This is a genomic window from Aquimarina macrocephali JAMB N27, assembly GCF_000520995.1.
Lineage (GTDB): Bacteria > Bacteroidota > Bacteroidia > Flavobacteriales > Flavobacteriaceae > Aquimarina > Aquimarina macrocephali.
Genome location: NZ_JACA01000027.1, coordinates 88,408 through 107,193, shown reverse-complemented (window position 1 = coordinate 107,193; position 18,786 = coordinate 88,408). Strand labels below are relative to the sequence as shown.

Annotated in this window: 14 protein-coding genes; 9 read left to right on the top strand and 5 right to left on the bottom strand. The window is 32.9% G+C overall.

Annotated features, from left to right (window positions below; all coding sequences use genetic code 11):
• Positions 1 to 7: 7 nt before the first annotated feature.
• Entirely contained in the window at positions 8 to 2,494 is a 2,487-nt protein-coding gene (locus tag Z054_RS0117155) for a M14 family metallopeptidase (protein WP_024771277.1), read from the bottom strand.
• A 215-nt stretch (positions 2,495 to 2,709) separates the two neighbouring features.
• Between Z054_RS0117155 and bshC the strand changes: the two genes are divergently transcribed.
• Positions 2,710 to 4,305: a bacillithiol biosynthesis cysteine-adding enzyme BshC gene (gene bshC, locus Z054_RS0117150; RefSeq protein WP_024771276.1), complete on the top strand. Its 1,596-nt coding sequence runs from the start codon at positions 2,710 to 2,712 to the stop codon at positions 4,303 to 4,305.
• A 16-nt stretch (positions 4,306 to 4,321) separates the two neighbouring features.
• Here the strand turns inward: bshC and Z054_RS0117145 are convergent, their stop codons facing one another.
• On the bottom strand, positions 4,322 to 6,199 hold the full coding sequence (locus Z054_RS0117145; protein WP_024771275.1) for a tetratricopeptide repeat protein: 1,878 nt from the start codon (positions 6,197 to 6,199) through the stop codon (positions 4,322 to 4,324).
• Between the two features lie 586 nt (positions 6,200 to 6,785).
• A complete protein-coding gene (locus Z054_RS0117140) occupies positions 6,786 to 6,998 on the bottom strand; it encodes a hypothetical protein (RefSeq protein WP_152538592.1) in 213 nt (70 codons plus the stop codon).
• Positions 6,999 to 7,349: 351 nt separating this feature from the next.
• Between Z054_RS0117140 and guaA the strand changes: the two genes are divergently transcribed.
• The 4 genes from guaA (at position 7,350) to Z054_RS0117120 (ending at position 12,307) form a co-directional block, all read left to right on the top strand.
• Positions 7,350 to 8,879 (top strand): glutamine-hydrolyzing GMP synthase, encoded by a 1,530-nt coding sequence (gene guaA, locus Z054_RS0117135; protein WP_024771273.1) that lies wholly within the window; start codon positions 7,350 to 7,352, stop codon positions 8,877 to 8,879.
• Between the two features lie 51 nt (positions 8,880 to 8,930).
• Positions 8,931 to 11,096 (top strand): LysM peptidoglycan-binding domain-containing protein, encoded by a 2,166-nt coding sequence (locus Z054_RS0117130; RefSeq protein ID WP_024771272.1) that lies wholly within the window; start codon positions 8,931 to 8,933, stop codon positions 11,094 to 11,096.
• A gap of 429 nt (positions 11,097 to 11,525) precedes the next feature.
• Positions 11,526 to 12,062, top strand: coding sequence for a DUF922 domain-containing protein (locus Z054_RS0117125; protein WP_024771271.1), 537 nt, complete (start codon positions 11,526 to 11,528; stop codon positions 12,060 to 12,062).
• A 20-nt stretch (positions 12,063 to 12,082) separates the two neighbouring features.
• Positions 12,083 to 12,307, top strand: coding sequence for a DUF3820 family protein (locus tag Z054_RS0117120; protein WP_035092407.1), 225 nt, complete (start codon positions 12,083 to 12,085; stop codon positions 12,305 to 12,307).
• Here Z054_RS0117120 and Z054_RS0117115 read toward each other — a convergent pair whose 3' ends face one another.
• On the bottom strand, positions 12,308 to 12,820 hold the full coding sequence (locus tag Z054_RS0117115) for an SRPBCC family protein (protein WP_024771269.1): 513 nt from the start codon (positions 12,818 to 12,820) through the stop codon (positions 12,308 to 12,310).
• 213 nt (positions 12,821 to 13,033) lie between these two features.
• On the opposite strand from Z054_RS0117115, the gene Z054_RS0117110 reads away from it, so the two are divergent.
• The gene (locus Z054_RS0117110; RefSeq protein WP_035092404.1) at positions 13,034 to 14,599 is read left to right on the top strand and encodes an amidohydrolase family protein; all 1,566 of its coding nucleotides are present in this window, start codon (positions 13,034 to 13,036) and stop codon (positions 14,597 to 14,599) included.
• A 79-nt stretch (positions 14,600 to 14,678) separates the two neighbouring features.
• Here Z054_RS0117110 and lysA read toward each other — a convergent pair whose 3' ends face one another.
• Positions 14,679 to 15,908, bottom strand: a complete 1,230-nt coding sequence (lysA, locus tag Z054_RS0117105; protein ID WP_024771267.1) for a diaminopimelate decarboxylase — start codon at positions 15,906 to 15,908, stop codon at positions 14,679 to 14,681.
• 153 nt (positions 15,909 to 16,061) lie between these two features.
• On the opposite strand from lysA, the gene Z054_RS0117100 reads away from it, so the two are divergent.
• The 3 genes from Z054_RS0117100 to Z054_RS0117090 all read left to right on the top strand — a co-directional run bounded on the left by Z054_RS0117100 (position 16,062) and on the right by Z054_RS0117090 (position 18,639).
• Positions 16,062 to 16,697 (top strand): LON peptidase substrate-binding domain-containing protein, encoded by a 636-nt coding sequence (locus tag Z054_RS0117100; RefSeq protein ID WP_051473792.1) that lies wholly within the window; start codon positions 16,062 to 16,064, stop codon positions 16,695 to 16,697.
• Positions 16,698 to 16,850: 153 nt separating this feature from the next.
• Positions 16,851 to 18,044 carry an ADP-forming succinate--CoA ligase subunit beta gene (gene sucC / locus Z054_RS0117095; protein ID WP_024771265.1) on the top strand — a complete coding sequence of 398 codons (1,194 nt, stop codon included), beginning with the start codon at positions 16,851 to 16,853 and terminating at the stop codon, positions 18,042 to 18,044.
• 88 nt (positions 18,045 to 18,132) lie between these two features.
• Positions 18,133 to 18,639 carry a cupin domain-containing protein gene (locus Z054_RS0117090; protein WP_024771264.1) on the top strand — a complete coding sequence of 169 codons (507 nt, stop codon included), beginning with the start codon at positions 18,133 to 18,135 and terminating at the stop codon, positions 18,637 to 18,639.
• The last annotated feature ends 147 nt before the right edge of the window (positions 18,640 to 18,786 follow it).

The window sequence follows — 18,786 nt, the reverse complement described above, 5'->3', positions numbered from 1 at the left end:
ATTTAATTTAAATTCTAAATTTATTATTATTAGCAAAAAAGATGGCATTCACAAAGAAGAGTTTTCCATTCTCCCAAAAAGATCTGAATAGTGGATTGTCTACCATATAGATAATACTTCCGTTACCTACTCTTGATTCGCCAAATACCAATGAGTTATTCAAGTTTTTTAAGGCATCTGCCCCTGCAAATCCAGAAACACTTTGTGGTTTTTCTATATAAGCGATATTATATCCATTTTGAAGAAATTTATAAGAACTACTTCCTAATTTTAAACTAAAATAAGTGTCATCATATCCAAAAGCCATTGGGTGTGATGGGTCTACTTTGGTCTTGAAAATGCTTCCCGTAATAAAGTTTTTTACGCTTTTTCGTTCACGTTGATCATAAGGCGTAAGGTTACCAATAGAGTCTTTTTCTTTTTTATCAGCCTTATTTTTCTTAAGACTAAATCCTTTTTTATCGGCAAAGGTTCTTACGGCATTACCAATTGCGATTACTTTACCACCACTGCTTACCCATTTTTTCAATTTATCTAAAGCTCCTTTATCCAGATAGCTGTTGTAATATCCATTTGGCATAACTAATACATCATATTTGGTAAGGTCAACATTCTTAAAATAATCTGTATCAATTGAGGTAATAGGAAATTTAAGTTGTTGTTCGAAAAAATACCAAATCTCTCCATAGCTTAAAGAAGAGGTGTATCTACCTTTTAACACGGCAATGCGTTGGTTGTTGATGAGTTTTACATCTGGAGAACCAAAATCTACCCCTTTACTAGAAAAACTAGTAGGAGCAGTATATAGTTTTCGATGATGAGTATTGGCAATATCAATAACCATTTTATCGTAATTAGTGGTTTTACGATTATCACTTTTGGTGATAATAAGACTTCCTTTTTTGAAATTCTCTGCACCATTGCTAAAATCTTTTTCACTAAAACGTACTCTAATATTATGACGTAATAAGTCTGCCATAAAAGCAGCGTCATCTATACTATTCCATTTCGCGATATATCCTGGTCCAGATGAATTGGCAACGTTATTTATAGTATTAGGTTTCTTATTTCCGTTAGCAGGAATCAATGTAGTCGAAGCAATGGCATTTAATCCGTAAGCATGCGGTACACTCCATGCTGTAATATCATAAGTCAATGGATCATTTAGCTTGGCGTTTGGCTCAAAAAGTACTTTTACCATTTTACCTTTGGGTTGATTAGTACTAACCACGAGTGCTCCGTTAGCATTAATACTCCCTTGCTTATTTTCTTTAAAATTGAATCCCGAAATTTTTGCAGTATTTGTATACCCATATTTGATATCGTGAGTTTCCAGCAATTTTACTAATGCATTGATCTTATCGGCTTCTCCATTTAATACATAGCTTTTATATTTAAGCCCAGTGGTATTAAAGAATTTCTTAAACTCAGTATTTAGTTTTGTAGCTTGATTAGATGAGATTTCGACTGTTGATAATCCGGTTGTGGTGTGGTGTAACGCACGATCTTTTAGCGTTAATACATAACCTTCGTCGGTTTGGATACCTAAACCTGCACGTCCATGCCCGGCTTGCTCATATGTCATTCCTATCGCTCCCATAAAAGTAGGGTAGGTGTCTCCATAACTAGGGTATAGTAAATCAAAACGTTCTCTGGTAAAAAACAACCATCCTTCTGCATCAAAATATCGAGCATGATTCTTACCGATTTGAGTTTGAAAATCTCTTTGCCATGGCGTAATAATCTCATGAAAGGGTTCTGCGGCAGGCGCAAAATAATAAGGTTCATTAATCCCTTGTTCATGAAAATCCACATGAATATGCGGCATCCATGTATTGTATGCTTTTATACGTTGTCTTGATTCTACTTGTGTTGCCCATGCCCAGTCACGGTTAAGATCAAATAAATAATGATTTGGTCTTCCACCCGGCCATGGTTCATTATGTTCTGTTGCGGTTTGATCCGTGTTATAAGGTGTTGCTTTTATCTGGTTGTACCAGTTTACATACCTGTCACGACCATCAGGATTTATACAAGGATCTATAATAACTACAGTATTTTTTAACCATGCGGTTTTTTTAGTGATTAACTCATAGATAGTTTGCATAGCAGATTCTGTACTAGAAGCTTCATTACCATGTACATTATAACTTAACCAAACAATCGCAACTTCTGGATTAGCTGTACCTTCTGCAATACCAATATTTTTTAGATTGTTTAATCTTATGTTTTCTATGTTGTTTAGATTTTCTTCAGAAGAAACAATAGCATAAGTCAACGGTCTACGTTCATTTGTTTTTCCGTAGGTATGATAGCTTACCATATTAGAATGGCCGGCAACATGATTAAAATAATTTACAACATCTGCATGACGTGTAAATTGGTCACCTATTTCATAGCCCAAAAATTCGGCAGGAGATTGTAATTTGTTTTGAGAATAGGTTAAGCATGTCGTTATAGTTACGACAAAGAGTGTGATGATTAGTTTTTTCATTGATCGGTGAATTCTTTTAAAAGGGTAAAATACCGAGTTAAATCTAGGATTTAATCGGTATTAACTAAAATTTAGGATTTGAAATAGAGAATATTGATAAATTTTAATATTTATATAAAGACTTATAGATGAATTCTTTCAAACTATTAAAAAAAATATAAAAAAGCAGATGAGATCACAATCCGCCGTATATTTATCGACCAAAAAGTTTGCTTATGCCTAGTGACTGTATTCCGTTTAGCGATACGAATTACTTTTCTTCTCTTATTTGTGACTATTTAGATCAAAAATCTGAATTACAACCTTTTTATAATCGGTTTCCAAAATTAGAAAACTTCAAAGACCAAATTGAAGAAAAACAACACTCTTTTTCTAATGAGCATAGAAAAGTATTGGTACAAGCTTTACGCAAACAATATATAGGTGTCGTTCCTTCAGATCTCACCAATCAAAATATAGAATCATTAGATAAACCTACCACATTTACTGTGGTTACAGGACATCAACTGAATCTTTTTACAGGGCCATTATACTTTTTATATAAAATCATTTCTACCATTAATCTTACTAAAGATTTAAAAGAGAGGCATCCAGAATATGATTTTGTACCTATATACTGGATGGCAACAGAAGATCATGATTTTGAAGAGATTAATTACTTTAATCTTTTTGGGAAAAAGGTACAATGGAATCGTAACGATGGAGGAGCGGTAGGGGTTTTTGATACCGAAGGATTAGATAAAGTTTTTGAGATTTTTTCTTCGGAAATTGGATCAGGACGAAATGCAGAATACCTTAAAACCTTATTTAAGGAAGCATATCTACAACATAATAACCTTGCCGAAGCAACCCGATATCTGGCTAATGAATTGTTTGGTGAGTATGGTCTGGTTATTATAGATGGGGATGACCGGGAATTAAAGAAGCTTTTTATACCGTTTGTTGAAAAAGAATTAATAGATCAGGTTGCATATACTAAGGTAATACCAAAAGCAGAAAAACTAGAAGTACAAGGGTATAAAGTACAGGTAAACCCAAGAGAAATTAATTTGTTTTACCTGGCAGATAGATTACGCGAACGAATTATTGAAAAAGAAGAAAGATACTTCGTGAACGAAACCGATATCTCCTGGAGCAAGAGTGAGATATTAAAAGAACTTTCTGAGTTTCCAGAAAGATTTAGCCCTAATGTAATGATGCGACCTTTGTATCAGGAAGTGATTTTACCTAATCTTTGTTATATAGGTGGAGGGGGAGAATTAGCGTATTGGTTAGAGTTAAAAGACTATTTTGAAACTGTAGATATTCCTTTTCCCATGTTGTTACTTCGTAACTCTGTGCTGATTCAAACTAAAAAACAAGCCGAGAAAATCGAAAAACTCAATGTTTCTGATACAGAATTGTTTTTGAAACAACATGAGTTGATTAACCGTAAAGTTCGTCGAGTATCAAACATAGATATTAATTTTGATCCGCAGCGTAAACATTTGAAAGAGCAGTTTGAGGAAATGTATAAGTTGGCAGAGCAAACGGATGTAACTTTTAATAATGCAGTAAAAGCACAAGAAATAAAACAACTTAAAGGATTAGATGTTTTAGAAAAACGATTGTTGAAAGCACAAAGACGCAAATTAAGTGATCATGTAAAACGTTTAACAACACTGCAAAATGAACTTTTTCCTAATCAAAGTTTGCAAGAACGTAACAAGAACTTTACAGAATTGTATCTGGAGTATGGTTCTGATTTAATTCCAATATTGATGAAGTATTTAGAACCTTTAAAAGGAGAGTTCTTGATTTTAAAAGAATAAAGTATAGACTCTATTTTTATAAGTTTAAAATCAAATCTTGTAAAGAGCAGTCTGGTGATAGGTCTAGTTTTTTTCGAAGCCTGTAGCGTGCTTTTTTTACTCCTTCTTGTGAGATGTTGAGAATACTGCCAATTTCTTTAGAAGACAAATTCATCTTAAGAAGTGCTAAAAATCGTAATTCATTTGTAGTTACATGAGAGTGTTTTTTTTTAATTCTGCAATAAAACCCTTTGTGAACTTGTTCAAAGTATTTTCTAAAATTCTCCCAGTTTTCATCATCTCTAAGATCAAAGTTAATGGTTTGTATAAGTTTTTGATAGTTGTATTGAGCATTTTTAGACTCGGAATGCTTAATAAGTTTTACTTCATTTCTTAAATTTTCCAAGACTTTATTCTTTTTTGCAATATGTAAAGCATAAGTAGTCAATTCATTTTTTTTATAATTCAATTCTGAATTTAGTTTTTCTTTTTCCAAAATTGAACGTTTTATTTTTAGCCTGAAAACATAGAACCCTAAACTAAAAATAATCATGAGTAATCCAAACCCGATAACTAAAAGTGCTCGCTGTAAACTACTCATCTTGGCTTTTTGTTCGAGCAATTCAATTTCAGTATTTTTCATTGTGATTTGGCGCTCTTTTTTCTCGGTTTCAAAAATGATTTGTAGTTCACCTACACGCTTCTCATTTTCTAAAACGTATAAAGAATCTTTTAATCGCTCATAATTTTTATAAAACTGCAATGCTTGTGTACTTTTTCCCTCCTGCTCTGCAATATTAGATAAGGTATGATTGATTTCTTTTTCTCTTTTCAAGTCTTTGATTGTTTTATTAATAGCAATCGCTTTTGAGACGTAATGTTTTGCCAGATCTATTTTTTTTGTTTTTAAATAGGTTTTTGCAATGGCATTATATGTAGATAATTTTTGTTTGTTATTTCTTGTGGTTGGGTAATTCGACAATGCTTTTTCATAGTATTGCATAGCAGTGTTATATTCTTCTTTTTCATAATACGTATCTCCTATTATGGATTGGTTAAGTGCGATAGCTTTTTTGTTTCCTATTGCCTTTCTATAATCCAGTGCTCTTTGCAAATAATCCAGTGCCTTAGAGTATTTTTTTAAGCCTTTATAACAATTGCCTGTATTTTGTAAAATTGATGCTATAAATTGCTTGTTTCCCTCTTTTTCTATTTTAGGTAATCCTTCATTTAGATATTTTAATGCCTCTTTATACTTATGTTGGTTTATCAATATATAACTAATATGATAGTATCCACGACATACTCCTACGGGGTTATTAATTTTTTCATAAAGTTGTATTGCTTTTAAAAAATACTCGATGGCTTTTGGTCGATGCCTCATCAGGTTATATGAAACACCTATGTTTTCTATAGATTTAGCAAAAGCAAGAGAATCATTTTTAGATTTAAAAATCTCACCAGATTCTTGAAAACTTTGTATCGCTTCATGATAATTTCCTTGAAGATTTTGAATGGCTCCAATCTGATGTAAAGCAGAAGCCTGACCCCATTGATGCATTATTTCTGTGTTAATAGCTAATGCTTTTTTAAAATATACTAGTGCAGAATCTAGTTCTTTTTGGTAATAGTATACCACTCCCATGCAGTTATATGCACCGGCAATACCTCTTGGTTTTTGGATCCGCTTAGCAATTATAAGTGCCCTGTTGATATAAATTTCAGCTTGTTTTGGATCAGAAACTGCATATTGAATACCAAGGTCATTATAGGCCAGTATTTGTGTAGTATCGGCAGTTTTTTTGTTGGAGACCAATAGAGTCAAACTATCTATGACTTTTTTGTTTTGAGACCAAACTGTATTACTAAAAAACAAAAAAGTTAAAAGCAGGTAGGTGGGATAAAGGGGTTTCATTAAAAAATGATTTAGCAATTAAAAGTAACGCTTTGATTTAATTTTTTTTTAAAATTTAGTGTTTAGATAGACAGATGTTGGATTATTTTTGATTTGTGTAATACGTATGTTGTTTTGAAAAAGTTGGTTATCTAGAAACTAGTTTTATCTTTTAAATTTATTACTAAGGAGTAAAAGATAAAAAAAAGGTAGGGGGACAAAAGGGGGACATGCCTTGTAAGATTAATAAAATGGAGACAGAATCTTAGGTGTCATTTTTTTTCGTGCTGAAGTTTAGGTGTAATCCGTTAAACTTTACATGAAAATAAGATTGACTTTTTTGAAATATTTTAAAGAAATATTTTTGATGTTGACAAAATGTTTGAATTTATTAAATCCAGTTTATACATTAAAACTTCGTTATAAAAGTTTTAATTATTACAAAACATGACGAAATGATGTGTTTTACTGTAGCTGAAAACAGAAGTGGTTTTTTTAGTCTATAAAGTAAAGTGTTATTGATTCTGAAATAATAAGCAATGTATGTAGAATCTTTTGTCTAATTTGGAAGGTGTGCCGTAAATACTTCACAACTTTATACAGTGAATTACACAAGCTCTCTTTTTATCCAATTTGGATCTTTAATCCATTTAGTACTTTTGATCCAACTACCCTGAGCCTCATTTTTCTTTTTATATGGATCAGTATGTTCTTTAATGAAATCTAAAATGGACATTGTAAGAACTTCGTTCTTTTTTTCTAATGAAGTGCTGTAAAACGTATTTTGATCCATCATGGTATCAGGGATTTTTGTAATCATACTCGATATATGCTGATCAAAGATTTTTATACTATACTCAGTATCGTTGGCAAAACATCTTGTGTTAGAAAAAAGAATGATTATTATGGCAAGTTTCAAAGTAAAGTTATTCATCGTATTGGAGGTTAGAAGGTTTCTGATGTAAATTTAAAATTATTGTGTCATTTGCAATGATTGTCATCGACGAAATGCATTTAAATATCGACGAACGGTTAATTGGTTTAGGTAGAAGGTTTTTGGTAATAGCTTGTTTTATAAGAATAATGATGCCTAAAAACTTAGATAGTAAATAATATTGAAAATTATTCCTTTTAGGATTTCGAGGGTTGTAATTTAATTTTATTTTTGCCTATGCAAAACAACGTACTTATTTTAGATTTCGGATCGCAATATACTCAGCTAATAGCACGACGAGTTAGAGAGTTAAACATATATTGTGAGATACACCCTTATAATAACTTACCCGAGAATATATCAGACTTTAAGGCGGTAATCCTTTCTGGTTCTCCTTTCTCTGTTAGAGGGGAAGATGCTCCTCATCCTGATTTATCAGCAATTCGGGGTAACAAGCCACTTTTGGCTGTTTGCTATGGTGCTCAGTACCTGGCTCATTTTAGCGGAGGAGAAGTTGCTCCATCAAATACACGAGAGTATGGTAGGGCTAATTTATCATTTGTACAAGAAGGAGAGCAGTTTTTTGAAAATATTACTAAAGGCTCTCAGGTATGGATGAGTCATAGTGATACTATAAAAAAACTTCCTACAGGAGCTGTTAAATTAGCAAGTACTGGTGATGTAGAAAATGCAGCATATAGGATAGAAAACGAGCAAACTTATGCTATTCAATTTCACCCAGAAGTGTATCACTCTACTGATGGGAAAAAATTATTAGAAAATTTCTTGATCAAAATTGCAGATGTTCAACCCGATTGGACACCTGATTCTTTTGTGGATTCTACAGTAGCAGAGCTTAAGGATAAAATAGGTAATGATAAAGTAGTATTAGGTTTAAGTGGAGGTGTAGATTCTACAGTAGCGGCAGTATTATTACATAAGGCTATTGGTGAAAACTTGCATTGTATCTTTGTTAATAATGGGTTGTTACGTAAAAATGAGTTCTCTGCGGTATTAAAACAGTATGAGGGAATGGGACTTAATGTTAAAGGCGTTGATGCTTCGGCACGTTTTTTGGATGCTTTGGCTGGAGAAAGCGACCCTGAGGGAAAACGAAAAATTATAGGAAAGATTTTTATAGAAGTATTCGATGATGAAGCTCATAAAATAGAAGATGCAAAATGGTTGGGACAAGGAACAATTTATCCAGATGTAATAGAATCTATATCTGTAAATGGCCCTTCTGCTACGATCAAATCACATCATAATGTTGGTGGACTGCCAGATTATATGAAATTGAAAGTCGTAGAGCCATTGCGTATGTTGTTTAAAGATGAGGTGCGTAGAGTAGGAGCATCGATGGAGCTCGATCCAGAATTGTTAGGAAGACACCCTTTTCCTGGTCCTGGATTAGCAATTAGAATATTAGGAGATATTACAACAGAGAAAGTTGCTATCTTGCAAGAAGTAGATGCTATCTTTATTAATGGATTAAAAGAAGATGGTCTTTATAACAAAGTTTGGCAGGCAGGGGCTATTTTATTGCCTGTGCAAAGTGTGGGAGTAATGGGAGATGAGCGTACTTATGAAAATTGTGTGGCATTAAGAGCTGTAGAAAGTACAGATGGGATGACGGCAGATTGGGTAAATCTACCGTATGAATTTCTACAAAAAACTTCTAATGCAATAATAAACAGGGTAAAAGGCGTTAATAGAGTAGTATATGATATTAGTTCTAAGCCTCCGGCGACTATAGAATGGGAATAGAAATATATTAAATTAAAAGTTAGGGAATTAAAAAACAAATCGGATAAATACATGAAAAAGTTTTTATTGATATTTCTGTTGTTGATAGTATCAGGTTCAACTTTTGCACAGCAATATAAAAGTCATACCGTTGCAAAAGGAGAAAATGTATACAGAATAGCTAAACGTTATAATACAACTCCAGAAGCAATATATAGAATAAATCCAACTGCAAAAAATGGAATTAGCGAAGGAGAAATTTTAGCTATCCCAATAGTAGATGATCAGGAATATAATACTCATGTTGTAGAAAAAGATGATACTGTATACAGTCTGTCTAAAAAATATAATATAAGTATAGAAACTATTTACTTGCTTAATCCAGAAGCAGATAAAGGTATTAATATAGGGCAAATACTAAATGTAGGTAAAATTGTAAAAAAGGATCCTACCTCTATTGATGCGATTTCAGAAAAAGGAAAAGATACTGTGCTTGATAGTTTGAAAGTTATCCCTAAAGAGCGAAAAATTGTTCGGTTTATTACTCATAAAGTTAAAAGAAAAGAAACGTTATATGGTATAGCAAAGAAGTATGAAGTTACGGTTGAGGATATAAAAAAGAATAATAAACGGTTATATTCTGAACAGATAAGAAAGAAAGATAAAATAAGGATACCAGTATATGAAGAAGAGACTTCAACTGTTGAAACAATTAAGGATCCAACCAATTCTAGATTATCTGCCACAACCAGATATACAATAAAACCAAAAGATACTAAATACAATATTGCAAGAAGACACGGAATTACGATAGCAGAGTTAGAACAGCTCAATCCTAACATGAATCCTAGTTTTCCTATCGGAATGCAAATTACAGTACCTACGACTATTTTTGTCTCTCTAAAAGATTCAATTCAACCAGGATTTGAGTTGTATGAAGTAAAACCTAAAGAGACTGTTTTTAGAATTTTACAACGTACAGGTATTTCTGCTGATTCTTTGTTTAAAATGAATCCTTACTTAAGAGATGGGCTTAAAGCGGGTATGGTTATTACAATTCCTAAAGACACATTAAGCGCAGTTACAGACTTAGGCGTGACCAAAGGGAAATATATAGACCTAAGTAAAAACCTTTATAATTTCTCTCCTAAAAAAGTAGCTATAATGTTACCTTTTAGTTTAGATACGTTAAACTTTGATGCTAGAAAAGATACCGAAGAATTTCTTAAAAGCAAACAAAGTCTTAGAATAGCATTAGATCTTTATAGCGGAGTGTTGATTGCTGTAGATTCAGCTAGGACAAGAGGGATTACTACAGAGCTTAATGTTTTTGATACTCAGAAAAGTAATAATGAAGAGTATATTAAAAAGCTAATGGCAGAAAATGATTTTAACGAAACAGATGTGGTGATTGGACCATTATATCAAACTAATTTAGAAATAGTAGCTTCAGAACTTAAAAAGTACAATACACCTGTTTTTTCACCTGCATCAAGAAAAGAATCAAGCTTGTATGACAATTTCTTTCAAACCCGTCCAACTAATGTAATACTTCAGGATAAAATAATATCGTTTGTAGAAAAAGATTCGATCGATAAGAATATTATTATTATAGTACAACAGGGGGCAAAATATGAGCAAATTAAAGAGAAGCTAGTCGCTAAATTCCCTAAAGCTAAAATTGCTAAAATTGAAGAAGGTAATTACCTTTATGAAGTTAGGCTGAATAAAGTTTTGGATAAGAATAAACCTAATTGGGTTTTTCTGGAATCAAATGATGTAGCAATGATAAGTAATGTTATTCCTTTACTTAATGCCAAAGCAGAGAGCCATAAAATAACATTGTTTACTACAGATAAAAATAATGCATTTAATAATGATAATATTAAAAATGAACACTTATCAAAGTTACATATGCATTATCCATCGGTAGATAAGGAGTTTGATAGTAAAGAAATAGAAGAAGGTGAAGAAATAACTCCATTTGTTAAACGATATAAGAAAGAATACGGTATCGATCCTAATAATTGGGCTATACGTGGTTTTGATATAGCATATGATATTTTGATGCGGCTAGGAACCGCTGATGACCTATATCACTCTGCTTCTTATGAAGGAACAACAGAGTATGTTGAGAATAAATTTAGTTATTCTAAGAAACTTTTAGGTGGATACCATAATAATGCGGCATATTTGATTAAGTTTGATGATGAGCTAAAATTAACTCTGGTTGAATAATTTTTGTTAGTTTTGGAATCTTGAGACTCAATCTGAAAAATTAGTTTTTAAAGAAAAATAAAGTATACTAGTATTATTTGGGGAATATTTTTAATATTAAATTAAAAATACATTTTGATATATAAAAAGAGGATTTTTTATATATCTTTGATACTGTATCTGTTATCTTTTTTGTTATTATTGTTTTGTGAAATGAAGATTTCTTGGCATTATAATTGATTAGATTGGAATATTAAGGAAAACAAAGGAAAAATAAATCGAAATTAGATTCTAGAAATTATGTATTTTTTAAAAATACGTGTATATTTAGAACTAAAAAATAATGCTATTTTACAGAGAGCAAACAATATTTGCCCCATATTGTGTTCCCCTGGCGTCTCTGAAATAGATGAAAATATAACTTTTATCTGGGCATAATTGTTTGCAATTATGAGTAAGTGCTTTACTATTATTTTAATTTTATTTTTTACCAGTAATAATGGTTATGTTGGGAAATTCTCGTACGCAGAAAGAAGCGAATTAGACTGGTCAGATTTTAGAGGAAAGCCTAATTTGAATAGTAATTATGACGCTAGTGTAAATACGGGAATAACCTATCAATGGTCTTATGGTAAAGATAAAGGAGAAATTGAATTAAATTATCAGGTAGATAGCTTTTGTTATCCATCTTTATCTTGGGTTAAGAGAGGGCAGATGTCGTTAGCTCTTCTTTCTCATGAGCAATTGCACTTTGATATTTCAGAATTACATGCCCGAATAATGAGAAAGAGACTTAAAGAATATAGTGCGGGTAAAAACATAAGAAGAGACCTTAATAAAATGTATAAGCTGGTGGAGAGGATGAGAATAAATATGCAAGAGAGATATGATGAAGAAACGGATCATTCTAGAAATAAAGAGGCTCAAAAAAAATGGGAAAGAAAGGTAGAGACATTAATGTGGTATTACCGAGATTTCACTGAATAATTGTTCTTATAACCAACTTCATGGAAATCCAACTCCAAAAGGATTTTTTAATCAAATTAGCACATACCAAAATGCCATTCGGCAAGTATAAAGACAGATACCTTATTGATCTTCCAGAGTATTATGTTGTATGGTATCACAACAAAGGTTTTCCTAAAGGATTACTGGGACAACAATTGCAAACAGTATACGAATTAAAGCTTAACGGATTAGAGTATTTAATTAGAAATATTAAAAATTTGTAATCACATATTTACAAACTCATATCCAGAAAGCTCATTCTCCTGCAGATTTATTTCAGTTTCATTTAGTAAAATACCATGCTCCACAAAAGCTTTTAGATTGGCAAGCCAAAATGTCCAGCCATTACTGCATCCATAATGTATTTGTAATTTGCTTTTGTCGTCTACAGGTATATCAAATTGTGATAAAATCACCATAGTCACATTATTTTTCTTTTCTAGCTTTACAGAGACTTTTGAATTGCTAAAGCTAATTTCTATATAATTATCTCCATTAGCTTCTAGTACTTCTCCTTTTTCTTTTTCGTCCCAATTATGCCATTGCCAGGTGTACGTGTCCCCTTTTTGAATATGCTCCGATGGCTCTCTGATTTGTCCATCAATGGTGCTGTATTCAGCTTGTTTCAAAAACCAGGAAGTGATGCCTTTTGGAGTGGCCCATAAATCATATAGTTCTTCAATAGATTTATGGATATAAATTTTTTTGGTAAACGAATTCCATTGTAACTTTTCCATGATTAAAATGATTTTAGTGGTGTATTAAAGATAATGAATATTATAATTGTTGTATTTCGCTTTAATAAAGAGACATAGAGGTGTTAAATTCTTCATAGAGATTATTCAGTTTTATTTTGAATTGAGTAAGTTTAATCACAATTATTGATAGCGTATTTTCTAATTTGTAAAGAAAGGCGCTCTTTTTTTCTTGTTTTATACAAATCTTTTACAATGAAAATCACAAAACACGTACTCCTTCTCCTTGCTGTATTTTTTATATCACAATCCAATGCACAAGAACTTAAAGAAGGACCTTTCTCTCAACTAATCATTAGAGGGGTAACACTAATTAATGGTAATGGTGCCCCTCCAAGAGGGCCAGTCGATATTGTTATAGAAAAAAATATAATTAAAAACATTGTTGTTGTTGGATATCCGGGTATGCCTATCAATGCTACAAAACGTCCAGTATTAAAACCAGGAGGTAAGGAGCTTAATGCAGAGGGGATGTATGTGTTGCCTGGCTTTGTAGACATGCATGGACATATTGGCGGAGTAGCACAAGGAGCAGATGCTGATTATGTCTTTAAATTGTGGATGGCACATGGTGTAACCACGGTTAGAGAACCTAGTGGAAGAGGTGTAGATTGGACAATGAAATTAAAAAAAGCAAGTGATAAAAATGAAATTATTGCCCCTCGTATTTTTGCATATACAGGATTTGGACAAGGTAGTGCATCACCAATAAGCACTCCTGAGATGGCAAGAAAATGGGTTCAGGAAAATGCCAAGAAAGGAGCAGATGGGATAAAATTCTTTGGAGCAGCTCCAGAAATTATGACCGCAGCATTAGATGAAAACAAAAAACTAGGACTGCGTTCTGCTTGTCATCATTCTCAAACCGATGTGGCTCGATGGAATGTCTTAAATTCTGCAAAAGCAGGACTTACTTCTATGGAGCATTGGTATGGATTACCAGAAGCGTTGTTTGAAGATAAAACCGTTCAGCATTACCCTTTGGATTATAATTATCAAAATGAGCAACATCGATTTGAGGAAGCAGGTAAATTATGGAAACAAGCAGCAAAACCCTATTCAGATCATTGGAATAAGGTAATGAATGAGTTAATAGAGCTTGATTTTACACTGGATCCAACGTTTAATATTTATGAAGCGAGTAGAGATTTGCAAAGAGCCCGTAGAGCAGAATGGCATGAGACTTATACATTACCTTCATTATGGAGATTTTATCAACCCAGTAAGATCTCACATGGCTCGTATTGGCATGATTGGGGAACAGAACAAGAAGTGGTTTGGAGAGAAAATTACCGCCTGTGGATGACCTTTATTAATGAGTATAAAAATAGAGGAGGGCGTGTTACTGTAGGATCAGATTCTGGATTTATATTTCAACTATATGGGTTTGCGTACATACGAGAATTAGAATTGTTTCGAGAAGCTGGTTTTCATCCTCTCGAAATAATTAGAGCAGCTACATTAAGTGGAGCAGAAGCTTTAGGAGTGTCAGACAAAATTGGTTCTGTCGAAGTAGGTAAACTTGCAGATTTTGTGGTGGTAGAAGAAAATCCACTTCAAAACTTTAAAGTCCTTTATGGAACAGGAGCCATTCGATTAACAGATGACAACAAAGTTATTCGGGCAGGAGGAGTTAGTTATACCATTAAAGATGGAGTGATTTATGATGCAAAAGCACTTCTTGCTGATGTGAAAAGAATGGTGGATGAAGCAAAAGAAAAAGAAAAGTTTACTATTTTACAACCTGGGATAAAAGAATAAACTTTTGACAATATTTACAATGCAAAAAAAAGCGTCAGATTTTTTATCTGACGCTTTATAAATATATATAAGTGTTATATTATGTCGTTTCAGCAACTTTAGAAAAGATATCTACGTCCACCTGGTTTTTCGTAAGATCTTCAAATGTTTCACGCTTACGAATCAAATGAGCTTTCCCTTCATGCCATAATACTTCTGCGGGGCGATAACGAGAATTGTAATTGCTAGACATAGAAAAACAGTAAGCACCTGCGTTTTTAAAAGCAATAGTATCTCCTTCGTTAATTTCAGAAATCCTTCTGTTTGTGGCAAAAGTATCTGTTTCGCAAATATATCCAACTACCGAGTAAAACCGTTCTTTTCCTTTTGGATTAGAAATATTAATAATCTCATGATGTGAATTGTAGAACATAGGTCGAATGAAGTGATTAAAACCACTATCAATTCCAGCAAAAACAGTAGATGTAGTCTGTTTGATTACATTTACTTTGGCTAAAAAGTATCCTGATTCACTTACGAGAAATTTACCAGGTTCAAAACCTAGAGTTAGCTCTTTACCGTATTCTTTGCAAAAAGTATTAAAACGTTTAGTCATTTTACTGCCAAACTCCTCAATGTTAGTTTCAATATCCCCCAGTTTGTAAGGTACTTTAAACCCACTACCAAAATCAATAAAATCAAGATTTTTGAAATTCATTGCAGTTTCAAAAAGTATTTCACAAGCACGTAGAAACACTTCAATATCCAGAATATCACTACCTGTATGCATGTGTATTCCATTAATACGCATTCCTGTGTTTTCTACAATCCTAAGGATATGTGGAATTTGATGAATTGATATTCCAAATTTACTATCAATATGTCCTACCGATATTTTGCTGTTACCTCCTGCCATTACATGCGGATTCATACGGATGCATACTGGAACATTAGGGTGTTTTGTGCCAAATTGCTCCAGAATAGAAAGGTTGTCAATATTTATTTGTACACCTAAGGCAGAAACTTCCTCAATTTCTTCAAGAGAAACTCCGTTAGGAGTAAAAACAATATTACTTGGTTTGACACCCGCCTTTAATCCTAATTCTACTTCTTGAGCAGAAACAGTATCTAGCCCAGCTCCTAATGAATTCATCAACTTTAAAACAGCAATATTAGACAGTGCCTTGACTGCATAATTAAGTTTTAACCGTTTGACTTTTTTAAAAGCGTCAGAAAGACGGTCGTACTGTGAGATAATTTTTGAGGAGTCATATACATAAACCGGACTCCCAAACTCATTTGCAATTGCTAATAAATTTTCATTTTCCATTGTGTCACAAATTTAAGCCTACGAAATTATCAATAAAATTAGAGATATCTACGTCTTAAAAAGAAAAAATCTAATGCATAAGAAAAATTAAGATTTTTAACTTGTGTTTAAGGGATATAAACAGTGTTAATTAGTACATTTAATAAAAAAATCATGCTACCTCTTTTTCCATTACAAACCGTTGTTTATCCCGAAGAGCGATTGCCTTTGCATATTTTTGAAAAAAGGTACCAACAATTGATTAATGACTGTGAAGAAGAAGGGGTTTTGTTTGGGGTGCCTACCTATATTGACGAAAAATTAGAGTATGGTACCGAAGTAAAGCTTCAAAAGGTAGCTCAAAAATACCCGGGAGGAGAGAGTGATATTATATGTCAGGGAACAAGAATTTTTAGAATCAAAAACTTTTATCAGCAATTTCCTGGCAAACTATACGCCGGAGGAGAGGTAGAGTTTCTTAAGGATGATGATAGTAGTGAAGAAGAATTGCAAGAAGAGTTACTCAAAAATATTGCTATTCTGTATGTAGAATTAACAATAGATAATCCTCCTGTATTTGATATTCCTTTTGTTAGTTATCAGGTAGCGCATAAAATAGGATTGGCTTTACGTCAGGAATATCATTTGTTGAAACTTCGTAATGAGGTTGAAAGATTAAAGTATCTGATTAGTCATCTAAAAAAGACAATTCCTGTAGTGAGAGAGATGAATAATGCTAAAAAGGCGATCAAAATGAATGGGCATTTTAAAAACTTTGACCCTTTGGATTTTGAGGATTTTAAATTGTAATGAGTTAAGAGGCAATCTTTACCTGTATTAACGTGATTTTTTGATTGTTTATAGAATTAAAAAAGACTGGTTTTTTTTACTATAAAAAGATTGGCACAATAACTTCACTTTTCCTATTTTTGGAACTCCTAAAAAAGGCAAAAAAATAATAGTATGAACTTACACGAGTATCAGGGTAAAGAGATATTAAATAGCTTTGGCGTGCGTATACAGCGCGGTATTGTAGCACAAAATGCAAATGAAGCTGTAGCTGCGGCAAAACAACTTACTGCAGAAACCGGAACAGGATGGCATGTAATTAAGGCGCAAGTTCACGCTGGTGGACGAGGAAAAGGCGGTGGAGTGAAGCTTGCTAAAAACCTTAAGGAAGTAGAAGAGATAGCAGAACAGATCATAGGAATGAATTTGATTACTCCTCAAACTTCTGCAGAAGGTAAGAAAGTTCACCAGGTATTAGTTGCAGAAGATGTGTATTATCCTGGAGATAGTGAGCCGAATGAATTTTATATGTCGGTATTGCTAAATCGTACTTCTGGACGTAATATGATTATGTACTCTACAGAAGGAGGTATGGATATCGAAACTGTAGCAGAAGAAACTCCTCATCTAATTTTTACAGAAGAAGTCGATCCATCTGTTGGATTACTCCCTTTTCAAGCAAGACGTGTTGCTTTTAATTTGGGATTAAGCGGAACTGCTTTTAAAGAAATGACCAAATTTGTAATGGCGTTATATACAGCTTATGTTAAATCAGATGCATCTTTATTCGAGATAAACCCTGTTCTTAAGACAAGTGATGATAAAATTATGGCAGTAGATGCCAAAGTGACTTTGGATGATAATGCGTTATATCGCCATAAGAATTATGTAGATATGCGTGATATTAGAGAGGAAAATCCAATCGAAGTTGAAGCAAAAGAAGTAGGACTTAATTATGTGGATCTTGATGGAAATGTAGGATGTATGGTAAATGGTGCTGGTCTTGCAATGGCGACAATGGATTTAATTAAACAAGCAGGAGGCGAGCCGGCAAATTTCCTTGATGTAGGAGGTACCGCAGATGCAAAACGTGTAGAGACAGCATTTAGGATAATTCTTAAAGATCCAAATGTAAAAGCAATTTTAATCAATATTTTTGGAGGTATCGTTCGTTGTGATCGAGTAGCACAAGGAGTTGTAGATGCTTATAAAAATATGGGTGACGCGATTAATGTGCCAATTATAGTTCGTTTGCAAGGTACTAATGCTGATATAGCGAAAGAATTAATTGACAGTAGTGGGCTAGATGTACAAAGTGCAGTACAGTTTCAGGAAGCTGCAGATAAAGTGCAGGCAGTATTAGCATAATAACACTAATTAAATTTTTAGTATATATTAGAAGCGATCTATTGATGATCGCTTCTTTTTTTTTATAAAACATCTAAATATAAATACCATGAACACAAGGATAGAAAAGATAGTTCAAAAACTAGATATGAATTCACATCCCGAAGGTGGGTTTTATAAAGAAGCGTATAGAAGTGAAGGTGTTATTCCTCAACAAATTTTAAGTAAAGAATTTAAGGGAGAACGCAATTATTGTACAGCGATTTACTTTCTTCTTACTTCAGACAATTTTTCGGCATTTCATAAAATTAATCAGGATGAGATATGGCATTATTATGAAGGGTCTTCTTTGTTTGTGCATGTGATCGATTTAGAAGGGAAATATCATCGATATTCTGTAGGTATAAACCTGGATGAGGGAGAGCTACCTCAGTTGGCGGTTCCGGCAGGTTGTTGGTTTGCTTCTAGTGTAAAAAAAGAGGATAGTTATTCTTTGGTGGGATGTACAGTATCACCTGGTTTTGATTTTGATGATTTTGAGTTGGGAGATAAAAAGGACTTAATTCAGCAATTTCCAGAATATAAAGATGTAATTACTCAGTATACAAGAAATTAACATAAGGGCTGGGAGATGCCATTTTTAGGGATTTTCTGTGTTAATTGCATTCAGTCGGTTTGTTAATCTGTGTTAAATATTCCTTTTTAGTGTAACAGATTTGGATAATCAGTGGTCTTATAAGTATAAATCAATAAAAACGAATAG

What these genes read in the sequence shown, in the direction of transcription:
- Z054_RS0117155 (WP_024771277.1), bottom strand. Translation starts at nt 2,494, where the DNA reads ATGAAAAAACTAATCATCACACTCTTTGTCGTAACTATAACGACATGC.
- bshC (WP_024771276.1), top strand. Translation starts at nt 2,710, where the DNA reads ATGCCTAGTGACTGTATTCCGTTTAGCGATACGAATTACTTTTCTTCT.
- Z054_RS0117145 (WP_024771275.1), bottom strand. Translation starts at nt 6,199, where the DNA reads ATGAAACCCCTTTATCCCACCTACCTGCTTTTAACTTTTTTGTTTTTT.
- Z054_RS0117140 (WP_152538592.1), bottom strand. Translation starts at nt 6,998, where the DNA reads ATGATTACAAAAATCCCTGATACCATGATGGATCAAAATACGTTTTAC.
- guaA (WP_024771273.1), top strand. Translation starts at nt 7,350, where the DNA reads ATGCAAAACAACGTACTTATTTTAGATTTCGGATCGCAATATACTCAG.
- Z054_RS0117130 (WP_024771272.1), top strand. Translation starts at nt 8,931, where the DNA reads ATGAAAAAGTTTTTATTGATATTTCTGTTGTTGATAGTATCAGGTTCA.
- Z054_RS0117125 (WP_024771271.1), top strand. Translation starts at nt 11,526, where the DNA reads ATGAGTAAGTGCTTTACTATTATTTTAATTTTATTTTTTACCAGTAAT.
- Z054_RS0117120 (WP_035092407.1), top strand. Translation starts at nt 12,083, where the DNA reads ATGGAAATCCAACTCCAAAAGGATTTTTTAATCAAATTAGCACATACC.
- Z054_RS0117115 (WP_024771269.1), bottom strand. Translation starts at nt 12,820, where the DNA reads ATGGAAAAGTTACAATGGAATTCGTTTACCAAAAAAATTTATATCCAT.
- Z054_RS0117110 (WP_035092404.1), top strand. Translation starts at nt 13,034, where the DNA reads ATGAAAATCACAAAACACGTACTCCTTCTCCTTGCTGTATTTTTTATA.
- lysA (WP_024771267.1), bottom strand. Translation starts at nt 15,908, where the DNA reads ATGGAAAATGAAAATTTATTAGCAATTGCAAATGAGTTTGGGAGTCCG.
- Z054_RS0117100 (WP_051473792.1), top strand. Translation starts at nt 16,062, where the DNA reads ATGCTACCTCTTTTTCCATTACAAACCGTTGTTTATCCCGAAGAGCGA.
- sucC (WP_024771265.1), top strand. Translation starts at nt 16,851, where the DNA reads ATGAACTTACACGAGTATCAGGGTAAAGAGATATTAAATAGCTTTGGC.
- Z054_RS0117090 (WP_024771264.1), top strand. Translation starts at nt 18,133, where the DNA reads ATGAACACAAGGATAGAAAAGATAGTTCAAAAACTAGATATGAATTCA.